Origin of the sequence: Inhella proteolytica (genome assembly GCF_016093275.1) — a bacterium.
GTDB lineage: Bacteria > Pseudomonadota > Gammaproteobacteria > Burkholderiales > Burkholderiaceae_C > Inhella > Inhella proteolytica.
On sequence record NZ_JAEDAK010000008.1, the window covers coordinates 163,340 to 184,524 of the forward strand.

Below are 21,185 nucleotides of genomic sequence, written 5' to 3' on the forward strand. Positions count from 1 at the left end.
TCAGAGGTCCTCCGAGCCCAACAGCATCTCGGTGATGCCCTTGCCGGCCTGCACCATCGGCCAGACGTTCTCGCTCGGGTCGGTGCGCACGTCCAGGAAGACGGTGCGGTCCTTCAGGCGGATCGCCTCCTTCAGCGCGTCTTCCACTTCGCTCGGGTGGTTGACCTGGATGCCGACGTGGCCGTAGGCCTCGGCCAGCTTGACGAAGTCGGGCAGCGCATCCATGTAGGAATGGCTGTAGCGGCCGCCGTAGTCCAGCTGCTGCCACTGGCGCACCATGCCCAGGTAGCGGTTGTTCAGGCTGATGATCTTCACCGGCGTGCGGTACTGCTGGCAGGTGCTCAGCTCCTGGATGCACATCTGGATCGAGCCCTCGCCGGTGATGCAGAACACGTCCGCATCCGGCTTGGCCAGCTTGATGCCCATCGCGTAGGGCAGGCCCACGCCCATGGTGCCCAGGCCGCCGCTGTTGATCCAGCGGCGCGGCTCGTCGAACTTGTAGAACTGCGCGGCCCACATCTGGTGCTGGCCGACATCCGAGGTGATGTAGGTGTCGCGCTCGCGGGTCAGCTCCCAGAGCTTTTCGACCACGGACTGGGGCTTGATCAGCGTGTCGCTGGCCTTGTAGGACAGGCAGTCCTTGCCGCGCCAGTCCTTGATCTGCCGCCACCAGGCATTGAGCTTGTCGGCGTCGGGGCGCTCGCGCGCCTCCTTGATCTGGCTGATCAGCTCCTGCAGCACCTCCTTCACATCGCCCACGATGGGGATGTCCACCTTGACGCGCTTGGAGATCGACGAGGGGTCGATGTCGATGTGGATGATCTTGCGTTGCACTTGCGCGAAGTGCTTGGGGTTGCCGATCACGCGGTCGTCGAAGCGCGCGCCCACGGCCAGCAGCACATCGCAGTGCTGCATGGTCATGTTGGCCTCGTAGGTGCCGTGCATGCCCAGCATGCCGAGGAAGCGCGGGTCGGTGCCCGGCATCGCGCCCAGGCCCATCAGGGTGTTCGTCGTGGGGTAGCCCAGAAGATCCACCAACTGGCGCAGCTCGGCCGTGGCCTCGCCCAAGATCACGCCCCCGCCGGTGTAGATGTAGGGGCGCTCGGCCGCCAGCAGCAGCTGCACCGCCTTGCGGATCTGGCCGGGGTGGCCCTTCTTGACCGGCTGGTAGCTGCGCATGTGCAGCGTCTGCGGGTACTCGAGGGCCGTCTTGTGCAGGGACACGTCCTTCGGGATGTCCACCACCACCGGACCGGGTCGACCGGTGCGGGCGATGTGGAAGGCCTTCTTCATCGTCAGCGCCAGGTCCTTGACGTCCTTGACGAGGAAGTTGTGCTTGACCACCGGACGCGTGATGCCCACGGTGTCGCACTCCTGGAAGGCATCCAGGCCGATGGCGGCGGTCGGCACCTGGCCGGTCACGATCACCATCGGGATCGAGTCCATGTAGGCGGTGGCGATGCCGGTGATCGCATTCGTCACACCGGGGCCGGAGGTCACCAGGGCGACGCCAACCTCGCCGGTGGCGCGGGCATAGCCGTCGGCCGCATGGATGGCCGCCTGCTCGTGGCGCACCAGCACATGCTGAATCGTCTGTTGCTTGTAGAGCGCGTCGTAGATGTAGAGCACGGCACCGCCGGGATAGCCCCACAAGAACTTGACTCCTTCTTCCTGAAGGCAGCGCACCATGATTTCGGCGCCGTTCAGATCTTCGTTCGGGTTTTGGCCTTCGGCCGGCGCACCCGTGCGCGCCATCGCTTCCATTGCGGTCATCGCAACCTCCTGCGTCTTCTGGCAAGAAAACTCATCGGTCCCCCTCCTCGCGTCCTTATGAGACGGGCTCGGGCTCTATTGGCATCCGGCCTCTGGGGGCCGAAAGTGCTTTCATTATGCGCAGTCAGATCGGGCTTGAAACCCAGACTGACTTCTCCAAACACGAAGGCAAAAGCGCGTCGATAATCCGCGACCTTTTTGCGCACGGCTGATCGCCTTGGCTACGGATTCCGAACTCAACGACTTTCTGCGCTCGGTCGAGCGGCGGGCGTTCAAGCGCACGGCCTACATGGTGCGTGACAACGACGCTGCGCTCGACATCGTGCAGGACGCCATGATCCGCTTGGCCCAGCACTATGCGCACCGCCCGGCCGAGGAGCTGCCGCTGCTGTTCCAGCGCATCCTCTCCAACGCCACGATGGACTGGTTCCGCCGCCAGAAGGTGCGCAACGCGGTGCTGGTCAATCTGTCGGATTTCGAGGGCGACGACGCCGACGACAGCTTCAATCTGCTCGAAGCCATCGACGGCGGCGACGGCGCCCTGGGCGCCCTGAGCGCTGCAGATGAGGTGGAGAAGGCGCAAATATTCGCGCTGATCACCGAAGAAGTACAAAAACTCCCGGCGCGTCAACGCGAGGCATTCATGCTGCGTTATTGGGAGGAATTTGATGTGGCCGAAACCGCCAGCGCCATGGGGTGCTCCGAGGGCAGCGTGAAAACGCATTGTTCGCGGGCCGTGCATGCGCTGGCCAAGGCCTTGACTGCCCGGGGATTGCAACGATGAAGCCGAACCAGACGATGACCGACGACGCCGTGGATCAGGCCGGCCGCGCCTTGGCGCAATCCCTGAAGGCCGAGGCCGACCAACTGCCTCCGGAAATCCAGGCCCGCCTGGAAGGCGCACGCGCCCAGGCGCTGGCCGCGGCACGCGCCGCGCGCGAGGCCTCGGCCGTGCAGGCCGACGCGTCCGGTCAGGCCGTGCTTTCGGGTGGCCCGGGTGGCCGCAAGCGCTTTGGCGCGGCCTGGCTGCCGGCGCTGGTGCTGGTGCTCGGCCTGGTGGCGCTGGCCCAGGGGCAGTGGTTCCAGCAGGTGCTGGGCATCAGCGAGGTGGATACCGAGCTGCTGAAGGACCAACTGCCGCCCAACGCCTACGGAGACCCTGGCTTCAACGAGTACCTGGACGAGGACGCGCAGAAGACCGACAAGGAAGCGCGCCCCGAAGACGATCAGAAGGACGAAGGCGCATGACGATGCGGGGGGCGTTTGCCGGCTTGGCGCTGACGGGACTGCTCGCTCAGCCCCTGGTCATGGCGCAGGAATTGCCCGCGCCCGCCCCCTTGCTGGCCGCCGCCCGTCCCTGGAACTCGCTCAACGCGCCGCAGCGTGAGGCATTGCGCCCGCTGGCCGGGCAGTGGTCCGAGCTGGATGCCACGACCCAGGAAAAATGGCTCAAGGTGGCAGCGCGCTACCCGAATCTGGCCGCCGACGAACAACAGCGCCTGCAGCTGCGCATGGCCGAGTGGTCGCGCTTGAGCCCGCAGGAGCGCTTGCGCGCCCGCATCGGCTGGCAGGACGCCAAGCGCGTCACCGCCGCCGAGCGTCAGGCCAAGTGGGAGCGCTACCAGGCCCTGCCTCAAGAGGAACGTCAGGCCCTGCAGGAACGTGCCGCACAGCGCCGTGCACCGGCCCCGCAGAAACCCGCCACGCCCCTGCTGGTGCAAGCCGGCCCCGGCGTGAGCACCGTGCCGCTGACCCAGCTGGCCGCCAAGCCGGTTGCGCCGCGCAAGCGGCCACTCCAGGTGTCCGGGCTGGACCCGGTGACCCTGCTGCCCAAGGCGCCTGCGCGCGCAGCCAGCGCGCCGTGAGCCCGGCCCCGATCACCCAGGCGCCCAGCCTGCGGCGCCGCCTGGCTTGTCTGTTCTACGAAAGCTTCCTGGTCTTCGGCCTGCTGATGGTGGCCGGCTTCGCGCATTACGCGCTGACGCGCCGCAGCTTCGAACCCGGCCAGGCCACCGGCGCCAGCCTGGTGTTCCTGGGGGTGCTGGCGGTGTACTTCAGCTGGTGCTGGTCGCGCGGCGAGACGCTGGCGATGAAGACTTGGTACATCGGCGTACGCGATGCACGTACCAGCCGCCCACCGGTCTGGGGCCAGTCCCTGAAGCGCTTCGCCTGGTCCTGGCTGATGTTCCTGCCGGCGCTGGCGATCTCGCACCTGCTGGCCTTGGAATCGCAGCGGCGCTGGATCTACGTCGCGCTGCTGATCAACCTGCTGATCTATGCCGTGAGCACCCGCTGGCTGCCGGGCCGGCAGTACCTGCACGACAGGCTGGCGGGCACCGAGTTGGTGGACCTGCGCCAGCCGCCGGGCGTCAAAGTTTGATCAGATCGCCGCGTCGTCGGTTTCGCCGGTGCGGATGCGCACCACCTGCTCGATCGGGGTGACGAAGATCTTGCCGTCGCCGATCTTGCCGGTCTTGGCGGCGCGCAGGATGCCGTCGATGCAACGCTCGACGTCCTCGTCCTTCACCACCACCTCGACCTTGATCTTGGGCAGGAAGTCGACCACATACTCGGCGCCCCGGTAGAGCTCGGTGTGGCCCTTCTGGCGCCCGAAACCCTTGACCTCGGTCACCGTCAGCCCCGAAACGCCCAGTTCGGCCAGCGCCTCGCGCACCTCGTCGAGCTTGAAGGGTTTGATGACGGCGGTGATCTGCTTCATGGTGGGGTCTCCTGGGGTTCGGATGATTTAAGCACGGAAGCGGTTGGTGATCGGGTAGCGCCAGTCGCGGCCGAAGCTGCGGTGCGTGATGCGGATGCCGATCGGGGCTTGGCGGCGCTTGTACTCATTGAGTTTGATCAGGCGCGTCACGCGCTCCACCGCCGCGGCGTCGAAGCCTTCGGCCAGCAGCTGCTCCACCGAGGCGTCCTCTTCCATGTAGCGCGCGAGGATGGCATCCAGCACCGCGTAGGGCGGCAGGCTGTCCTCGTCCTTCTGGTCCGGCCGCAGTTCCGCCGAGGGCGGGCGCTCGATGATGCGCTCGGGGATCACCGGGCCGATCGAGCCGTCGGCACGCCGGCTGAGCTGGCGGTTCTTCCAGCGCGCCAGTTCGAACACCAGAGTCTTGGCCACGTCCTTGATGACGGCGAAGCCACCGGCCATGTCGCCGTACAGCGTGCAGTAGCCGGTCGCCATCTCGCTCTTGTTGCCCGTGGTCAGCACCAGGCTGCCGAACTTGTTGGAGAGCGCCATCAGCAGGGTGCCGCGGATGCGCGCCTGCAGGTTCTCCTCGGTCGTGTCGGCCGTGCGGCCGACGAACTGCGGCTGCAGCGCGGTGTTGAACTGCTCGAAAAGCGGCGCAATGGCGATCTCGTCGTAGCGCACACCCAGCCGTTCGGCCATTTCGCGCGCATCGATCCAGGAGATGTCGGCGGTATAGGGCGAGGGCATCATCACCGCGCGCACCCGCTCGGCCCCGAGGGCATCGACGGCAATGGCCAGCACCAGGGCGGAATCAATACCGCCGGACAGGCCGATCACCACGCCGGGGAAGCCGTTCTTGCCGATGTAGTCGCGCACCCCGGTCACCAGCGCCTGCCAGACCTGCGCGAGCGGCTCGGGCAGTGCGGCCAGGGCGCCGTGCGGTTGTGGGTCCAGATCCACCAGCAGCAGCGCTTCTTCAGCGAAGGGGGCACGCGCCTGCACCTGGCCGGTGGCATCGACAGCGAACGAGGCGCCATCGAACACCACCTCGTCCTGCCCGCCACAAAGATGCGCGTAGAGCAGCGGCAGCCCGAGCCGGCGCGCGGTGTCGCCCATGCGCGCCTCGCGTTCGGCCGTCTTGCCCATGTGGAAGGGCGAGGCATTGATGACGGCCAGCACCTCAGCGCCCGCGGCCTTGGCCGCCTCGGCGGGCTCGTCGAACCACGCGTCCTCGCAGATCAGCAGACCGATGCGCCGACCTGAGACCTCGAAGACAAAAGGTGCCAGGCCGGCCTCGCGGCCGCTGCAGAAGTAGCGGCGCTCATCGAACACCTGGTAGTTCGGCAGCTCGCGCTTGGCATAGCGGCCCAGCACCTGGCCGTCACGCAGCACGGCCGCCGCGTTGAGCGCCGGTGCCTGCTGCTGCGAGCGGCCACGGGCCACACCCTCGCGCCCCATCGGCAGGCCCACCACCACGGTGAGCCCGGGCAAGGCGGCCAGCTCAGCGGCCAGGCTTTGCAGCTGCGCCTCGCAGGCCGCCAGAAAGGCCGGACGCAGCAACAGGTCCTCGGGCGGGTAGCCGCACAGCGCCAGCTCGGGCGTCAGCAACAGCTGGGCGCCCTGCGCATGGGCCTGCTGCGCGGCAGCCAGGATGCGTGCGGCATTGCCGGCCAGGTCACCCACGGTGACGTTGATCTGACCCAGCGCGACGCGAAGGCTCATGGTGCTCGAACTCCAAAGGTGCCAAATAGAAAAGGCGGCCGAAGCCGCCTTGCCATCATGCCTGGAGGATCAGGCCTTCTTCTGCTTGGCAGCCCAGGCCGCCATGCCTTCGCGGATCTCGGCGACGGCGCCTTCCGGGCCTTCCCAGCCCTGCACCTTGACCCACTTGCCCTCTTCGAGGTCCTTGTAGTGCTCGAAGAAGTGCTGGATGGCCTTGAGGCGCATCGGGTTCAGGTCCTCGTGCGTCTTCCACTGCGAGTAGATCGGCAGGATCTTGGTGGTCGGCACCGCCAGCAGCTTGCTGTCACCACCCGCCTCGTCTTCCATCTTCAGGATGCCAAGGGGGCGGCAGGTCACCACCACGCCCGGGATCAGCGGCACCGGGGTGATCACCAGCACGTCCACCGGGTCGCCATCGGCGGCCAGGGTCTGCGGGATGTAGCCGTAGTTGCACGGGTAGTGCATCGACGTGCCCATGAAGCGGTCCACAAACAGCGCACCGCTGTCCTCGTCGACCTCGTACTTGATCGGGTCGCCATTCATCGGGATTTCGATGATGACGTTGAACTCTTCGGGCGCCTTGGCGCCGGGCGTGACGTTGTGCAGGCTCATGGTGGGCTTCTCAAGGGGAAACCCGGATTCTAGGCAAGGCCCCCAAGGGCAAGCGCTGGGGGAGCAAACCCGCACTTCGCTGGTTATTACGCAGCCTTCGCGCAAGACGGGCTGCCTAGCATCCGCGCGCGGCGTCAAGGGCGCCTGGGTCCTCTTTCTCTCTGTTCGGCAAATTGGAGTGGTACGCATGACTACGGACTTGGCGCTGTACTTCGCGCTGGCCTGCGGCCTGGCCGCAGTGATCTACGGTTTCATCCAGCGCAGCTGGATCCTTTCGCAAGACGCGGGCAACGCCCGCATGCAGGAAATCGCCGCGGCGATTCAGCAGGGTGCCGCCGCCTACCTGGGGCGGCAGTACCGCACCATCGCCATCGTCGGCGTGGTGCTGGCCATCGCCATCGCGGTGGTGCCGGGCCTGGGCCTGAAGACGGCGGCCGGCTTCGTGCTCGGCGCGGTGCTGTCGGGCATCTGCGGCTTCATCGGCATGAACATCTCGGTACGTGCCAACGTGCGGACCGCGCAGGCGGCCACCAAGGGCATCGGCCCGGCGCTGGACGTCGCCTTCAAGGGCGGCGCCATCACCGGCATGCTGGTGGTGGGCCTGGGCCTGCTGGGCGTCGGCGGCTTCTACTACGCCATCAGTGGCGGCACCGGCGCCACCAGCGCCGACCTGAAGCCGATGCTGGGCCTGGCCTTCGGCTCTTCGCTGATTTCCATCTTTGCCCGTCTGGGCGGCGGCATCTTCACCAAGGGTGCGGACGTGGGCGCCGACCTGGTCGGCAAGGTCGAAGCCGGCATCCCCGAGGATGACCCGCGCAACCCGGCCGTGATTGCGGACAACGTGGGTGACAACGTGGGCGACTGCGCCGGCATGGCCGCCGACCTGTTCGAGACCTACGCGGTGACCTTGATTGCCGCCATGGCCCTGGGCGTGCTGATGCTGGCCCCGAGCGCCGCACTGAACGGCGTCATCTACCCGCTGGCGCTGGGTGGCGTGTCCATCATCGCGTCCATCATCGGCTGCTTCTTCGTGAAGGCCAGCCCGGGCATGAAGAACGTGATGCCGGCGCTCTACCGCGGCCTCATCGTGGCCGGTGCGCTCAGTGCCGTGGCCTTCTTCTTCGTCACCAAGGCGATGTTCCCCGGCGAAGTGGCGCTGGTGGGCGGCGGCAGCACCAGCGCGATGGCCCTGTTCGGCTCCTGCCTGGTGGGCCTGGTGCTGACGGCCGCGATGGTCTGGATCACCGAGTACTACACCGGCACCCAGTACCACCCGGTGCAGCACGTGGCCCAGGCCTCGACGACCGGCCACGGCACCAATGTGATCGCCGGCATCGGCGTGTCGATGAAGTCGACTGCCTGGCCGGTGCTGTTCGTCTGCGCAGCCATCTTTGCCTCTTACCAGCTGGCCGGCCTGTATGGCATTGCGGTGGCAGCCACGGCCATGCTCAGCATGGCCGGCATCATCGTGGCGCTGGACGCCTACGGCCCCATCACCGACAACGCCGGCGGCATTGCCGAGATGAGCGAGCTGCCCGACAGCGTGCGTGACGTGACCGACCCGCTGGACGCGGTGGGCAACACCACCAAGGCGGTGACCAAGGGCTACGCCATCGGCTCGGCCGGCCTGGCCGCGCTGGTGCTGTTTGCCGACTACACCCATGCCCTGCACGAGCGCGGCATGAGCGTGGCCTTCGACCTGAGCGACTACAAGGTGATCCTGGGCCTCTTCATCGGCGGCCTGATTCCCTACCTGTTCGGCGCCATGGCCATGGAGGCGGTGGGCCGCGCCGCCGGCTCGGTGGTGGTGGAGGTGCGCAAGCAGTTCGCCGACGGCCAGATCATGGCCGGCAAGCGCAAGCCCGACTACAGCGCGGCGGTGGACATGCTGACCACCGCGGCCATCAAGGAAATGATCGTCCCCTCGCTGCTGCCGGTGATCGCGCCGATCGTGGTGGGTATGACGCTCGGCCCCGCAGCCTTGGGCGGCCTGCTGATGGGTACCATCGTCACCGGCCTGTTCGTCGGCATCTCGATGTGCACCGGCGGCGGCGCTTGGGACAACGCCAAGAAGCTGATCGAGGAAGGTTTCAAGGACGACAAGGGCGTGGTGCACAAGAAGGGCTCGGAAGCGCACAAGGCCGCCGTCACCGGCGACACCGTGGGCGACCCCTACAAGGACACCGCCGGCCCGGCCGTGAACCCGCTGATCAAGATCATCAACATCGTGGCCCTGCTGATCGTGCCCCTGCTGCCGATGACGGCGCTCAAGGCCATGCCCGAGCCCACCCCGGCGGCGACCACAGTGGCGGCACCGGAGGCGGCCTCCATGCCGGCACCGGTGGCCGAGGCCGCCAGCATGGCCACTCCGGCCAGCGAGGCGGCTTCGCAGTAAACCGCCCGTCCCATGAAGGATGCCCGCTTCGGCGGGCATTTTTCTTGGGGCCGCGCCCGCAAAATCCGGCGCAATGACGCCCGACGCATCCCAGGCCTTGCTCAACCCGCAGCTGTGGCGGCTGGAGGTCGCGCGCCGCCGCCGCCAGCTCGAAGAGCTGCAGGGCTACCTGGCGCGCATGGAAGCCGAGTTCACGGCCCTGGAGCAACAGGTGCTGGCCTTCCAGGCCAGCTACCAGCAGCGCCTGGGCGCAGGCTGGACCGAGGTGGAAAGCCTGCAGGGCGAGCTGCTGCGCACCCTGGAAGGCCTGGCGCGCGCCGACGGTGCCCCCCTGCCCCCGGTGCCCCCGCAGCGCCGCCAGCAGGCCCTGCCCCAGCTGCCACCGGCTGTGCCCTGGCCGGAAGCACCGCCGCAGGAGGCCGAGCTGGCCGCCCCCAGCCTGAAGGACCTGCACCGACGCGCGGCGATGCGCCTGCACCCGGACCGCGCCAGCAACGAGATCGACCGCCAGCGCCGCGAGGGCCTGATGCGCGACGCCAACCTGGCCTATGCCGATCAGGACCGTGCCACGCTCGAAGCCCTGCTGATCGCCGCCGGCGAATCGCCGCAGCGCCTGGGCGGCTTTGACATCCATGCCCACTGGCGCTGGCTGGAACGCTGCGAGCAGCTCGCCCAGGGCCGGCTGCGCCTGCTTCGCGCCCATCTGGTGCTGCTGCGGCAGCACCCCGTCACCGTGTTTGCCGAGCATGTGGAACGCGCCCGCGGGCGCGGCCTGGATGCCCTGGCCATCATGGAGCTGCGCCTGCGCGCCCAGGCCCAGGAACTGCGCCGCCAGCTCTACATCGGCGAGCGCCTGCAACCGCGCAGCCCGCTGAGCCGCGACTTCCTCGCGCAGTGGCAGGCGCGTTGGGGCGAGGCACCCACCACCGGCCCGGCTCACGCCAAGGGTTTGCGGGGCCCCGGCGGCTTGAAGGGCGAACGGGCGGCCAGCTCCTCTTCATAGGCGCCAACCGCCTGCTGCTCCGCTTCGGTGAAGCGGGCCACGGCATCCTGGAACTCGGCGTGCACCAGCCAGTGCTGGCTGTGGGTGCCGACTGGCAGCAGGCCGCGCGCCATCTTGTGTTCGCCCTGGGCCCCGCCTTCGAAGCGCTGCAGGCCCTGCTCCAGGCACCAGGCCAGCGGGGCGTAGTAGCAGAGCTCAAAGTGCAGGCAGTCCAGCTCGCGCAGCGCGCCCCAGTGGCGCCCGAAGGCGGTGCCAGCGCGCCAGTCCACCGCCACCAGGGCAGCGGCCACGCGCTCGCCGCCCTGCCAGGCCAGGAACAGCACCCAGTCGGCCTGCTCGCCCAGGCCCTGCTCGAACACGGAGCGCGGCAGGTAGGCAGACATGCCGCGCAGCGCGTAGGTACGCGTGTAGCAGGCGTAGAAGAAGTCCCATTCCGCCGCCGTGATGGCACTGCCCCGCAGCACCTGCACCTGCACACCCGCCTCCGCCACGCGGCGGCGCTCCTGCTGGATCTTCTTGCGCTTGTCGCGCCGCAAGTCGGCCAGGAAGTCGGCAAAGCCCTGCCAATGCGGCGCCCGCTTCCAGTGGAACTGGGGTTGCTCACGCCGGCTGAAGCCGCAGGCCTGCAAGGCCTGCGCATCGGCCACGCTGCCGAACAGCACATGCAGGCCCGATAGCCCCTGCTGCTGCACCCACTCCTGCAGCTGCTCCACCAGCGCCAGTCGCTCCGCCGGGCCGATTGCCAGCAAGCGGCTGCCAGGGACCGGTGTGAACGGCACCGCCACCAGGGCCTTGGGGTAGTAGCGCAGGCCATGCACCTCGTAGGCACGGGCCCAGGCCTGGTCGAACACGAACTCGCCCCAGGAATGCGCCTTCAGATAGAGCGGGCATGCGGCCACCAGACGCTCCGCCCGCCACAAGGTGGCAAAGCGCGCCCGCCAGCCCTGTTCCGAACGCGCTGCCGCATCCAGCGCCTGCAGGCAGCCCGCCCGCATGAAGGGTGTGGGGGCGTCGGCCTGTTCCAGCAGGGCATCCCACTGCGTGGCCGGCAAGTCTTGCAGCGCCGTGATCCAGCGCAACACCGCGGGCTCCGCGCCCCCCGCCGAAATGCCCTCGCAACCTGACCGTAACAAATGAAACCCCTTGCACAGACCCACGAAACCCAGCTGATACCGCCCGCTTCGAGCATGACGCCATCGATCCAAACGGTCGCATCCAGCAACAGGAGATCATCATGGAACAAGCTCGCAGCATCCGCTTCACCGTCCCCGGCAGCAACGGCAGCCCCAGTGTGGAAATTCAGGCCGTCGAGGCCGCAGGCGGCAAGATCGACTTCACCGTCACCGTCCTGCAGACCGCCAGCACCACGGCCGACCTGCGCGGCCTGTTCTTCGACCTGGCCGATGCCACCAAGCTCACTGGCCTGAGCTTCAGCCAGAGCGGCAACAAGGTCAGCGACTTCGACACCGTCGACGTCATCCAGCTCAAGAACGGCGCCAACATGAATGGCGCTGCCTCGCCCTTCGACGTCGGCTTCGAGTTCGGCACCGCCGGCATCGCCAAGGACGACATCAAGACCGCCAGCTTCACGCTCGACAACGCCGCCCACAACCTGACGCTGGACGACATCGCCCACACCCAGTTCGGCCTGCGCCTGACCAGCATCGGCAGCCCCACCGACACCAAGCGCAGCGAAAAGGACGGCGCCAAGCTCGTCGCCACCTCGCACGCCGCCCCGCACGCATTCGACGACGCGATGCAGATCTTTGAAGACGGTGCCAGCGGCCTGGGCGATGCCCGCAGCAGCGCCCAGGGCGTGAAGCTGCTGGTGCTGGCCAATGACAGCGACGCCGATGCAGCCGATGTGCTGAAGATCGTCGAGGTGGAGAACGGTGCACATGGCACCGTCAAGATCGTCGACGGCCCCGACGCCGACAACCTGCCGGGCGATGCGCTGGAGTACACCCCCGTCACCGACTACGCCGGCAGCGACAGCTTCAACTACCGCATCAGCGACGGCAAGGGCGGCTTCGACACCGCCAAGGTCAGCCTGAACATCACCCCGGTGGCCGACAAGCCCGAGATGCAAATCCAAGTGTTGGACGCCGCCGACGCCGTCAACCAGGTGCGCGTGCTCGTCACCGCCACCCAGGGCGACAACGATGGCAGCGAGTACCTCACTGCCCTGACCGCCGGCGCGCTGCCGGCCGGCGTCAGCATCAGCCCGGCCAGCGTGCCCGTGCAAGGCCAGCCCGGCCAGATCCAGCAGGAGTTCATGATCACCCTGCCGGCCGACGGCAACGTCAACTACAGCCAGCTCTTCAGCGCCGATTCGCGCGAAGTGGCCAATGGCGACACCGAGACCGCCACCGCCAGCCTGCCTATCCAGCAGTTCCACAAGCTCAACGAGATGGACGCCGCCCTCAAGGTGGATGACGCCAGCCTGTGGGCCAATGGAAACGACCCGCAAGCCGACATCAACGGGCCCTTCGTGGGCATCGAGCTCGGCCCCGACCTCGACCTCTACGCCTGGCCGCTCTACTACTCGGCTACCGCCCAGGTGAAGACCGGTCTGCAGTCCTTCATCGACATCCAGGGCGGCACGCTCGATGCCCAGCTCACCTACGACGTCACCGCCGAGTCGGTGATGAACAAGACCACCGACACCCTCAAGCTCACCACCACTGCCACGCTCAGCGGCGGCAGCTTCAGCAGCCAGGGCCCGGGCGGCAGCATGGGGCTGGACTGGGTGTTCGGCTACGAACTCGGCCTCAAGGTCGGGCTGGACTTCGACACCCCGGACATCGACCTCATTCCCACCGTCGACTTCATCGACATGGGCATCAAGGACACCTGGACCCTGGTGAACCTGTTTGACCTCGCCAAGGGCGATCCCAGCATCAGCCTGGACCTGCTGAACGGCACCAGTGGCCTGATGCAGTGGGCCGACGTCTCCATGAACGGCGCGTTCAATGCCAACACCCAAACCATCAAGGGCACGGGGTCGGCCAATTTCCTGAGCATGCAGTCCGATCTGGACGCCGCCCTCTTCAGCGCCGTGCTGGGCTTCGGCCTCAGCCCCTTCGACATCCCGGTGGTGGTGTACGACGGCATCGACCTGGACATCGAGCCGGAGACCCCGGACATCGCCGGCTTCCTGTCGCTGTTCGACATGGACCTCAACGCCGCCCTGGGCCTGCAACAGCAACTCGAACTGAGCGCCAAGACCCTGACCGGCAAGGTGGTGTTCGAGAACGGCGCCGCCCTGCCCATCACCTTCGGCGATGAACTGCTGATCCAGAACGCGGCCGCCACCTACGACGCCCTCGCCCAGGGCGGCAATGGCAACGGCATCGTCGAATACAAGATCGTGCTGGACGGCGTGGCCACCCTGCACAACAAGACCGACCTGAGCTACGACCGCGGCTTCTCGCTCGATCTGTTCAAGATCGATCTCGATGTGGACCTGGAGTACGGCGTCGACAGCTACAACGGCCCGGTGGAATACACGGTGTTCCACACCGATGACCAGACGGTCAGCCTGATCGGCGTGGCCGACGAAACCACAGATCTGACTCTGGGCAGCTGGGGCTCCGGCCAGCTCAGCACCGAGCCCTGACCCCTGTCCCACGCCCTCCGTTGGAAAGCCCGGCTCCGCAAGGAGCCGGGCCTTTTTGCTTGGTGCCTGGGGTAGATCCCAGTCCCAGCCCTTGCAAACGCAGCCTTGCTGCCGGTGCCAGAAACCGGCAGAGCGCTCCGCATACGATCACAAAAAGTATCAGGGAGCTCCATGAACCGTATCGCGCCGGAAGCCGAAGCCCGGGTCGCCGTGCTCGCAGATTGCGACAACACCTCGCCCGAGATTCTCGAATTTGCCCTGCGGGTGGCCGCCCAGTTCGGCCGGGTGGTGGTGCGCCGAGGCTATGGCAACCACGCCACCCTGGCCAACAAGTGGCAAGAGGCCCTGGTGCGCCTGGCCTTCACCCCCTGCCTGCAGTACCAGTACGCCGCCGGCAAGAACACCTCCGACCTGGCGCTGGCTCTGGACGCCATGGAAGCCCTATTCGACCAGCGTGCCGACAGCTTCTGCCTGGTCACCAGTGATTCCGACTTCGCCGGCCTGTGCCGCAAGCTGCGCGAGCGCGGTGCCTTCGTGCACATCGTGGGCGAGGCCAAAGCCCCCGAAGCCCTGCGCAATGCCAGCGACCAGTTCTTCGAATGGGCACCTGCACCGCCACCGGTCGAGCCGGCTCCCGTAACGGCAGACCCTAAGCCCACCGTGCAGCCCAAGCCCAAGCTGCGGCCCAAGTCCATCGTCAATGCCGTCAAACTGCTGGCGGCCGAAACGCCAGACGGCCTGGTGCACGTCGGCGGCTTGGGCTCCTACTTGCGGCGCACCGACCCGGCCTTCACCCCGCAGACCTACGGCCACTCCGGCCTGGTCAGCATGCTCAAGACCTACGACCTGCTCACCCTGCGCCAAGAACCCGGCGGCCATTGGATGGTCGCCCTGGCCAACGGCAAAGACGCCTCCTGATTGCCTTTCCTCCGGCCCACACCGGACGCTCCCCCACTCCATGCTCGACGACATCAAGAAAACCCTCTGGGCCGCTGCCGACAAGCTGCGCGCCAACATGGACGCCGCCGAATACAAGCACCTCGTCCTCGGCCTGATCTTCCTGAAGTACGTGTCCGACACCTTCGCCGCCCGCCGCGCCGAGGTGATCGCACGCCTTTCCAACCCCGACGACGAGTACTACTACGGCGAGGCCCGCGCCGAAGACCTGGCCGCCGAGGCCGACGACCGCGACTACTACACCGCCGTCAATTGCTTTTGGGTGCCGGAAGGCGCGCGCTGGGAGCATCTGCGTGGGCAGGCCAAGCAGCCCACCATCGGCCGCAGCATCGACGACGCCCTGGCCCTGATCGAAGCCGAGAACCCCAAGCTCAAAGGCATCCTGGACAAACGCTATGGCCGCGCCCAGCTGCCCGACGGCAAGCTCGGCGAGCTGGTGGACCTGGTGTCCACCATCGGCTTTGGCGACAACCCCAGCCAGGCCCGCGACGTGCTCGGCCAGGTCTACGAATACTTCCTCGGCCAGTTCGCCAGCGCCGAGGGCAAGAAGGGCGGGCAGTTCTACACCCCGGCCAGCATCGTGCAGACGCTCGTGGCCGTGCTCAGCCCGCACCACGGCAAGGTCTACGACCCCTGCTGCGGCTCGGGCGGCATGTTCGTGCAGAGCGAGAAGTTCATCGAGGCCCATGGCGGCAAGCTTGGGGACGTGTCCATCTACGGCCAGGAAAGCAACCCCACCACCTGGCGCCTGGCGGCCATGAACCTGGCCATCCGCGGCATCGACTTCAACTTGGGCCGCGAACCCGCCGACAGCTTCATCCGCAACCAGCACCCCGACCTGCGCGCCGACTACATCCTCGCCAACCCGCCCTTCAACATCAGCGACTGGTGGCACGGCAGCCTGGAAGGCGACCCGCGCTGGGTCTATGGCGACCCACCGCAAGGCAACGCCAACACCGCCTGGCTGCAGCACATGCTGCACCACCTCAATGAGACCGGCCGTGCCGGCATCGTGCTGGCCAATGGCTCGATGAGTTCCAGCCAGAACAACGAGGGCCAGATCCGCGCAGCCATGGTGGAGGCCGATGTGGTGGAGGTGATGGTGGCCCTGCCCGGCCAGCTCTTCTTCAACACCCAGATCCCCGCCTGCCTGTGGTTCCTGGCCAAGCAGAAGCCCGCCGCCCGCAAGGGCCAGGTGCTGTTCATCGACGCCCGCAAGCTCGGCCGCATGATTTCGCGCGTGCAGGCGCAGCTGGCGGAGGAAGACATTGCCCGCATCGCGTCCACCGTGGCCGCCTGGCGTGGCGAGGCGGCGCCGGGTGAGGCGGAGGGTGAGTACGCCGATGTGCCGGGCTTCTGCCGCAGCGTGCCGCTGGCCGAGATTGCCCAGCACGGCCATGTGCTGACGCCCGGGCGCTATGTGGGCGCTGAAGCCGTCGAGGACGACGAAGAGGCCTTTGCCGACAAGATGACCCGGTTGACCGAGTTGCTGGGGGAGCAGATGGCGAAGGGGGCGGAGCTGGACGCGGTGATTCGAGCGAAGTTGGGGGCCCTCGGGTATGAGTTCTGACCGTCTGCAGCCCCTTCTGCTGGACTCTGGCTCGCTTCCTCCGGTGCCGCCTGACTGGCGATGGACCAAGTTGGAGGACGCCACGATTGCACTACCTGTAGGCCGCAAGTACGACGGGAAGACGGTTGTGCCTGGAGGCATCGTTCCGGTCATTGATCAGTCGCCATCGGGTGTGATGGGCCACCACAACGATGCGCCAGGAGTTCCAGCCTCTCTGGAAGACCCGGTTTTCACGTTTGCCAATCACACATGTGCGATGCGCTGGATGACCGGCCCCTTCTCGTGCATCCAGAACGTGTTTGTGTTCCAGGCCCGCGAAGGCCTAGACACGCGATATATCTATTACGCGGCACAGGGGCGAGTTGTGCTTGAGGAATACAAAGGGCATGCGCCTACGTTTCGCTCAATGTTCATCCCCGTACCACCACTGCCTGAGCAAACAAGAATTGCGAGGCTGCTTGCGGTACTCGACAACCGTATCACCCTCCTCCGCGAAACCAACGCCACGCTGGAAGCCATCGCCCAGGCGCTGTTCAAGTCCTGGTTCGTGGACTTCGACCCCGTGCGCGCCAAGCAGGCCGGCCGCGCCCCCGAAGGCATGGACGATGCCACCGCCGCCCTCTTCCCCGAGAGCTTCGAGGACTCGGAATTGGGGGAGGTGCCGAGGGGGTGGACGTGCTCGTCACTTGGCGCCCTCTGCACACGCGTCGAGAGCGGCGGCACTCCAAAGCGGTCCGTGCCTTCCTACTGGTCAGGTTGTGTGCCTTGGCTCACTTCGGGTGAAGTGCGCAATCCGATAGTTTTCGATACCAAAGAAACCATCAGTGACCTTGGCGTCGCTGAGAGTTCTGCAAAGCTCTGGCCTGCTGGCACCACAGTAGTCGCGATGTACGGGGCGACTGCGGGCGAGGTGTGTCTGCTAGCCAAACCAGCGACTGCGAATCAAGCTTGCTGCGGCCTACTACCTCGGCCTGGCTTTCGTGCATTTCTGTTCTTCGCTACAAGACGCGAGCGGGAAGCGCTCGCAGCGAAGTCGTCAGGTTCAGCGCAACAGAATTTGAACAAGGGGCTCGTTGAAAGTCATCGCCTTGTGCGTCCGCCCGAAGTAATTGCCTTTGAGTTCGAAAGCACCATTGGCCAGTTGTTGAATGGTTGGATTGCAAATGAGGAACGTGGCCAGACGCTCACCGCCCTCCGAGACACCCTCCTCCCCCGCCTGATCTCCGGCCAGCTGCGCCTGCCCGAGGCCGCCGAATTCGTTGAGGAGGCACTGGCATGAGCAGCCCCGCCCAGCCCAGCAGCCTGGCGGACCGCGAAACGCTCTGGACCCAGTTCCTGCAGCGTTGGCCGCTGGACAAGCTCGCGGGCATGACGCTGCGCGACTACAACCAGGCCGGTGAAGACGACCACTTCTGCCGCTGGCTGGAAAAGCGCACCGAGACCCTGGGTTCGATCTGGGGCGGTTCGTCGCTGAAGTTCGGCATCTACTCGCGCAGCAGCTCGGCCACCAAGGAGCCCTCTGCCCAAAAGGGCGTGATGCAGGACGAGCACTACGGCTGGTACGCCAAGTACGGCCGCACGGCAGAGGAGGCCTTTGCGGCCATTCGCGCCTTGATCGTGCAGACGGCCCAGGCGGCGCGCGCCGGGCGGCTGGACGAGGTGGAGGGCATCGACCTGTGGCCCATCGTCCGCCGCAAGATCGCCTTCCTGTACCAGGACCGCGAACACCCCTGCATCCTGCCGGTCTACATGGCCCCGCTGCTGCGCCAGGTGTGGCCTGGGCCAGGGGAGCCCCCCAAAGACTCGGTGGCCCTGTACGAGGGCTTCATGAACCGCCGGGGCATGCAGCCAGTGCTGGCCTACGGAGACGCCATCTGGGCACAGGTCGAGGCAGCGCAGGCCAATGTCACGCCCACGGACAGCGATGAGTGGGAGCAGTCTGAATTGGATGCGACTTCAACGAAAGGCACCATGCCGGCGCTAAACCAGATCCTCTACGGCCCACCAGGAACCGGCAAGACCTTTGCAACCGTTGATGCGGCCCTGGCCATCTTGGACCCGGGCCATCTGGCGCAGCACCACGCGAACCGTGCCGCTCTCAAGGCCCGCTTCGATGCGCTGATGCAGCAGCGCCGCATTCGTTTCGTGACCTTCCATCAAAGCTTCAGCTACGAGGACTTTGTCGAAGGGCTGCGGGCTCAGGTGAACGACGAAGAGCAACTGGAGTACCAGGTAGAGCCGGGGGTGTTCAAGCAGCTCTGTGACGACGCCCGCACACCGGTCGCGGTGGGCTCAACGCCCGTTCGGTCCAATGCTCGCTTTTGGAAGATCTCGATTGATGGGACGGGCACCTCGCCGACCAGGGCCTACTGCCTTTCCCATGACGAAGCACGCATAGGCTGGGGGAAAACGGGAGACCTTCAATTGCTCGATTCGGGCAACGAGTACTACAACTCCTTAGGCACGAGCAATCGCGGGACATTGCGGTACTTCGCTGACGAAGTGGCGGTGGGCGATGTGATGCTTTGTATTCACTCTGCCGATGCAATTGCGGCGGTCGGTGTCGTTACCGGTGAGTATCGATTTGAGGCACCCAGCCAAGTGCCCAACGGACTAAAGGCGGACTACCAACATGTGCGACCCGTTAAGTGGCTGTACAAGGGATTGACGCTGCCGATCGGTCCGCTGAATGACGGAGCGGGCTTTGTACAGAAGACCGTGTATCGGTTGCCCCGACTCAATTGGCCCGACTTGTTGGCTCATCTTGAAAGCCACGGATACCAGTCGGCCGATGGACAGGCACCCGCCGCAACAAGCAGTGCGTCACCTTACGTATTGCTCATTGACGAGATCAACCGCGGCAACATCTCGCGAATCTTTGGCGAGCTGATCACGCTAATCGAACCCTCCAAGCGCGCCGGAGCAAGCGAGGCTCTGGAAGTAGTACTGCCCTACTCAAAAAGACCTTTCAGCGTGCCACAAAACGTGTACCTGATCGGCACGATGAACACCGCAGACCGCTCCCTGACCGCCATGGACGTGGCGCTGCGCCGCCGCTTCGTGTTCAAGGCCATGCCGCCGCGCCCGGAGCTGCTGGAAGGGCTGGAGGTGGAGGGCGTGCCGGTGGACCGGCTGCTGGCCGTGATGAACCAGCGCATCGAGGCCCTGCTGGACCGCGACCATTGCCTGGGGCATGCCTACTTCATGCCGCTGCAGCAGGAACCCACGCTGGGCCGGCTGGCGGAGGTGTTCCGCAACCAGGTGCTGCCGCTGCTGCAGGAGTACTTCTTCGACGACTGGCAGCGCATCCAATGGGTGCTGAACGACCACCGCAAGCCGGCGGCGTTCCGTTTCGTCAGCGGGCAGGCGGTGGATGTGGAGGCGCTGTTTGGCAGCGATGTGAACGTGGCCCGCAGCCCCACGGCCTGGAGCGTCAATGCCGCCGCCTTCGGGCATGCGGAGAGCTATCTGGGGGTGATCGACCACGCCGGGGTCTTGGACGCGGAATGACGCCGACCCGCCGCTGCATCAGCGTTCGCGAACACGGATGGCTCAGCACCGAGCCAGTGCGCGCGACGCTGGACTGCGCGCAGGTGAGCGAGTCGGCCTTCGAGTACCTGTGCCGCCTGAGCGAGCAGGCGTCGCGCGGGGGCGCGCGGCTGGTGCAGATCGAGGGCCAGCGGCGCCTGAAGCTGGACAACTTTGTGGGCGTGGTGCAAACGCCCTGCGGCACGGTGCTGGAGATCTTGCCCAAGCACCATGCCGAAGCCGGCAGCCTGGCCGAGGCCCGCGCGCTGCTGCGCAAGCTGCTGGAGGCGGTGCTGGACTTGCCGGCCCGCGGCGTGGGCGCGGCGGCGCTGCAGCTGTTCGAGGCGCCGCTGTCCGAATGGGTGCTGGGCCGCTTCCTGCGCGAGCTGGACACCCTGCTGGGCCGGGGCTTGCGGTTCGACTACCAACGGGTTGAGGAAGAGCTGCCCTTCATGCGCGGCCAGTTGGACCTGAACCAGCAGTTGCGCCAGCCGCCCGGGCGGCAGCATCGCTTTCATGTGCGGCACGAGGTCTACCTGCCGGACCGGCCCGAGAACCGGTTGTTGAAGCGCGCGCTGGAGCGGGCCCGCACCAGCACACAGGACCCGGAGAACTGGCGCCTGGCCCAGGAGCTGAGCAGCCGCATGCTGGAGATCCCCCCGAGCCGGCAGCTGAAGCAGGACTTCCGCGCCTGGGGCACGGACCGGCTGCTGGCGCATTACCGGCCCGTGCGCCCCTGGTGCGAACTGATCCTGGGCGAGCACATGCCCCTGGCCCTGGCGGGCGACTTCGAGGGCCTGAGCATGCTGTTCCCGATGGAGAAGCTGTTCGAACGCTATGTGGCCCGGTGGCTGCAGCGGCGCCTGGTCGCCGACGTGACCCTGCGTACGCCGGCCCGGTTCAAGTCCTTGTGCACGCAACAGGATCAGCCGATCTTTCAGCTGGAGCCGGATCTCTTCATCAGCCGGGGCGGTGAGCACTGGGTGCTGGACACCAAGTGGAAGCTGCTGGACGGCCAGGACCGGGCCGCCAAGTACGGGCTCAGCCAGGCGGACTTTTATCAGCTCTACGCCTATGGGCAGAAGTACCTGGGCGGTGCGGGGCGCATGGCGTTGATCTACCCCCGTACCGAGTCCTTCCGCACCCCTCTGGCCCCGTTCGAGTTCAATGCCGGCTTGCGGCTGGAGGTGCTGCCCTTCGACCTGGACAGGGATGAACTGGTGGGGGATGAGCGAATGGGCCTGCCGTATCGGGCCGCCAGGCTGGCAGCCTGAGCCGCACCAGGCCACACACAAAAGCTGGGAA

The 21,185-nt window shown here is 66.6% G+C and carries 17 protein-coding genes; 12 read left to right on the top strand and 5 right to left on the bottom strand.

Annotated features, from left to right (window positions below):
- Positions 1 to 1,764 carry an acetolactate synthase 3 catalytic subunit gene (locus I7X39_RS13130; protein WP_232351949.1) on the bottom strand — a complete coding sequence of 588 codons (1,764 nt, stop codon included), beginning with the start codon at positions 1,762 to 1,764 and terminating at the stop codon, positions 1 to 3.
- A 226-nt stretch (positions 1,765 to 1,990) separates the two neighbouring features.
- Between I7X39_RS13130 and I7X39_RS13135 the strand changes: the two genes are divergently transcribed.
- Genes I7X39_RS13135 through I7X39_RS13150 form a run of 4 tightly spaced genes read left to right on the top strand, consistent with a single transcriptional unit; the run spans position 1,991 to position 4,153 of the window.
- A complete protein-coding gene (locus tag I7X39_RS13135; protein WP_198111611.1) occupies positions 1,991 to 2,557 on the top strand; it encodes an RNA polymerase sigma factor in 567 nt (188 codons plus the stop codon).
- Complete coding sequence (locus I7X39_RS13140; RefSeq protein WP_198111612.1) at positions 2,554 to 3,021, top strand: DUF3619 family protein; 468 nt, start codon at positions 2,554 to 2,556, stop codon at positions 3,019 to 3,021. The genes I7X39_RS13135 and I7X39_RS13140 overlap by 4 nt, the downstream gene beginning before the upstream one ends.
- Positions 3,018 to 3,638 carry a DUF3106 domain-containing protein gene (locus tag I7X39_RS13145; RefSeq protein WP_198111613.1) on the top strand — a complete coding sequence of 207 codons (621 nt, stop codon included), beginning with the start codon at positions 3,018 to 3,020 and terminating at the stop codon, positions 3,636 to 3,638. The genes I7X39_RS13140 and I7X39_RS13145 overlap by 4 nt, the downstream gene beginning before the upstream one ends.
- Positions 3,635 to 4,153 carry an RDD family protein gene (locus tag I7X39_RS13150; protein ID WP_198111614.1) on the top strand — a complete coding sequence of 173 codons (519 nt, stop codon included), beginning with the start codon at positions 3,635 to 3,637 and terminating at the stop codon, positions 4,151 to 4,153. Before I7X39_RS13145 ends, I7X39_RS13150 begins: the two co-directional genes overlap by 4 nt.
- Here I7X39_RS13150 and I7X39_RS13155 read toward each other — a convergent pair whose 3' ends face one another.
- From I7X39_RS13155 to ppa, 3 genes are all read right to left on the bottom strand, one after another.
- Positions 4,154 to 4,492 carry a P-II family nitrogen regulator gene (locus tag I7X39_RS13155; RefSeq protein ID WP_198111615.1) on the bottom strand — a complete coding sequence of 113 codons (339 nt, stop codon included), beginning with the start codon at positions 4,490 to 4,492 and terminating at the stop codon, positions 4,154 to 4,156.
- 27 nt (positions 4,493 to 4,519) lie between these two features.
- A complete protein-coding gene (locus I7X39_RS13160) occupies positions 4,520 to 6,196 on the bottom strand; it encodes an NAD+ synthase (protein WP_198111616.1) in 1,677 nt (558 codons plus the stop codon).
- A gap of 69 nt (positions 6,197 to 6,265) precedes the next feature.
- Positions 6,266 to 6,808: an inorganic diphosphatase gene (gene ppa / locus I7X39_RS13165; RefSeq protein WP_198111617.1), complete on the bottom strand. Its 543-nt coding sequence runs from the start codon at positions 6,806 to 6,808 to the stop codon at positions 6,266 to 6,268.
- Between the two features lie 187 nt (positions 6,809 to 6,995).
- On the opposite strand from ppa, the gene I7X39_RS13170 reads away from it, so the two are divergent.
- Complete coding sequence (locus I7X39_RS13170; protein WP_198111618.1) at positions 6,996 to 9,203, top strand: sodium-translocating pyrophosphatase; 2,208 nt, start codon at positions 6,996 to 6,998, stop codon at positions 9,201 to 9,203.
- A 73-nt stretch (positions 9,204 to 9,276) separates the two neighbouring features.
- Entirely contained in the window at positions 9,277 to 10,206 is a 930-nt protein-coding gene (locus tag I7X39_RS13175) for a hypothetical protein (protein WP_198111619.1), read from the top strand.
- Here the strand turns inward: I7X39_RS13175 and I7X39_RS13180 are convergent.
- Positions 10,140 to 11,288 carry a GNAT family N-acetyltransferase gene (locus I7X39_RS13180; protein WP_310739919.1) on the bottom strand — a complete coding sequence of 383 codons (1,149 nt, stop codon included), beginning with the start codon at positions 11,286 to 11,288 and terminating at the stop codon, positions 10,140 to 10,142. The two genes, I7X39_RS13175 and I7X39_RS13180, sit on opposite strands and share 67 nt — an antisense overlap.
- Positions 11,289 to 11,440: 152 nt before the next feature.
- Here I7X39_RS13180 and I7X39_RS13185 point away from each other — a divergent pair, with 152 nt between their 5' ends.
- The 6 genes from I7X39_RS13185 to I7X39_RS13210 all read left to right on the top strand — a co-directional run bounded on the left by I7X39_RS13185 (position 11,441) and on the right by I7X39_RS13210 (position 21,154).
- Positions 11,441 to 13,825, top strand: a complete 2,385-nt coding sequence (locus I7X39_RS13185; protein WP_198111620.1) for an Ig-like domain-containing protein — start codon at positions 11,441 to 11,443, stop codon at positions 13,823 to 13,825.
- Positions 13,826 to 13,996: 171 nt separating this feature from the next.
- Positions 13,997 to 14,743 carry an NYN domain-containing protein gene (locus I7X39_RS13190; RefSeq protein WP_198111621.1) on the top strand — a complete coding sequence of 249 codons (747 nt, stop codon included), beginning with the start codon at positions 13,997 to 13,999 and terminating at the stop codon, positions 14,741 to 14,743.
- Between the two features lie 40 nt (positions 14,744 to 14,783).
- The gene (locus I7X39_RS13195; RefSeq protein WP_198111622.1) at positions 14,784 to 16,352 is read left to right on the top strand and encodes a class I SAM-dependent DNA methyltransferase; all 1,569 of its coding nucleotides are present in this window, start codon (positions 14,784 to 14,786) and stop codon (positions 16,350 to 16,352) included.
- Entirely contained in the window at positions 16,342 to 17,631 is a 1,290-nt protein-coding gene (locus tag I7X39_RS13200) for a restriction endonuclease subunit S (protein ID WP_198111623.1), read from the top strand. The genes I7X39_RS13195 and I7X39_RS13200 overlap by 11 nt, the downstream gene beginning before the upstream one ends.
- The gene (locus tag I7X39_RS13205; RefSeq protein ID WP_198111624.1) at positions 17,628 to 19,862 is read left to right on the top strand and encodes a DUF8426 domain-containing protein; all 2,235 of its coding nucleotides are present in this window, start codon (positions 17,628 to 17,630) and stop codon (positions 19,860 to 19,862) included. The genes I7X39_RS13200 and I7X39_RS13205 overlap by 4 nt, the downstream gene beginning before the upstream one ends.
- Positions 19,859 to 21,154, top strand: a complete 1,296-nt coding sequence (locus tag I7X39_RS13210; protein WP_198111625.1) for an McrC family protein — start codon at positions 19,859 to 19,861, stop codon at positions 21,152 to 21,154. Before I7X39_RS13205 ends, I7X39_RS13210 begins: the two co-directional genes overlap by 4 nt.
- The last annotated feature ends 31 nt before the right edge of the window (positions 21,155 to 21,185 follow it).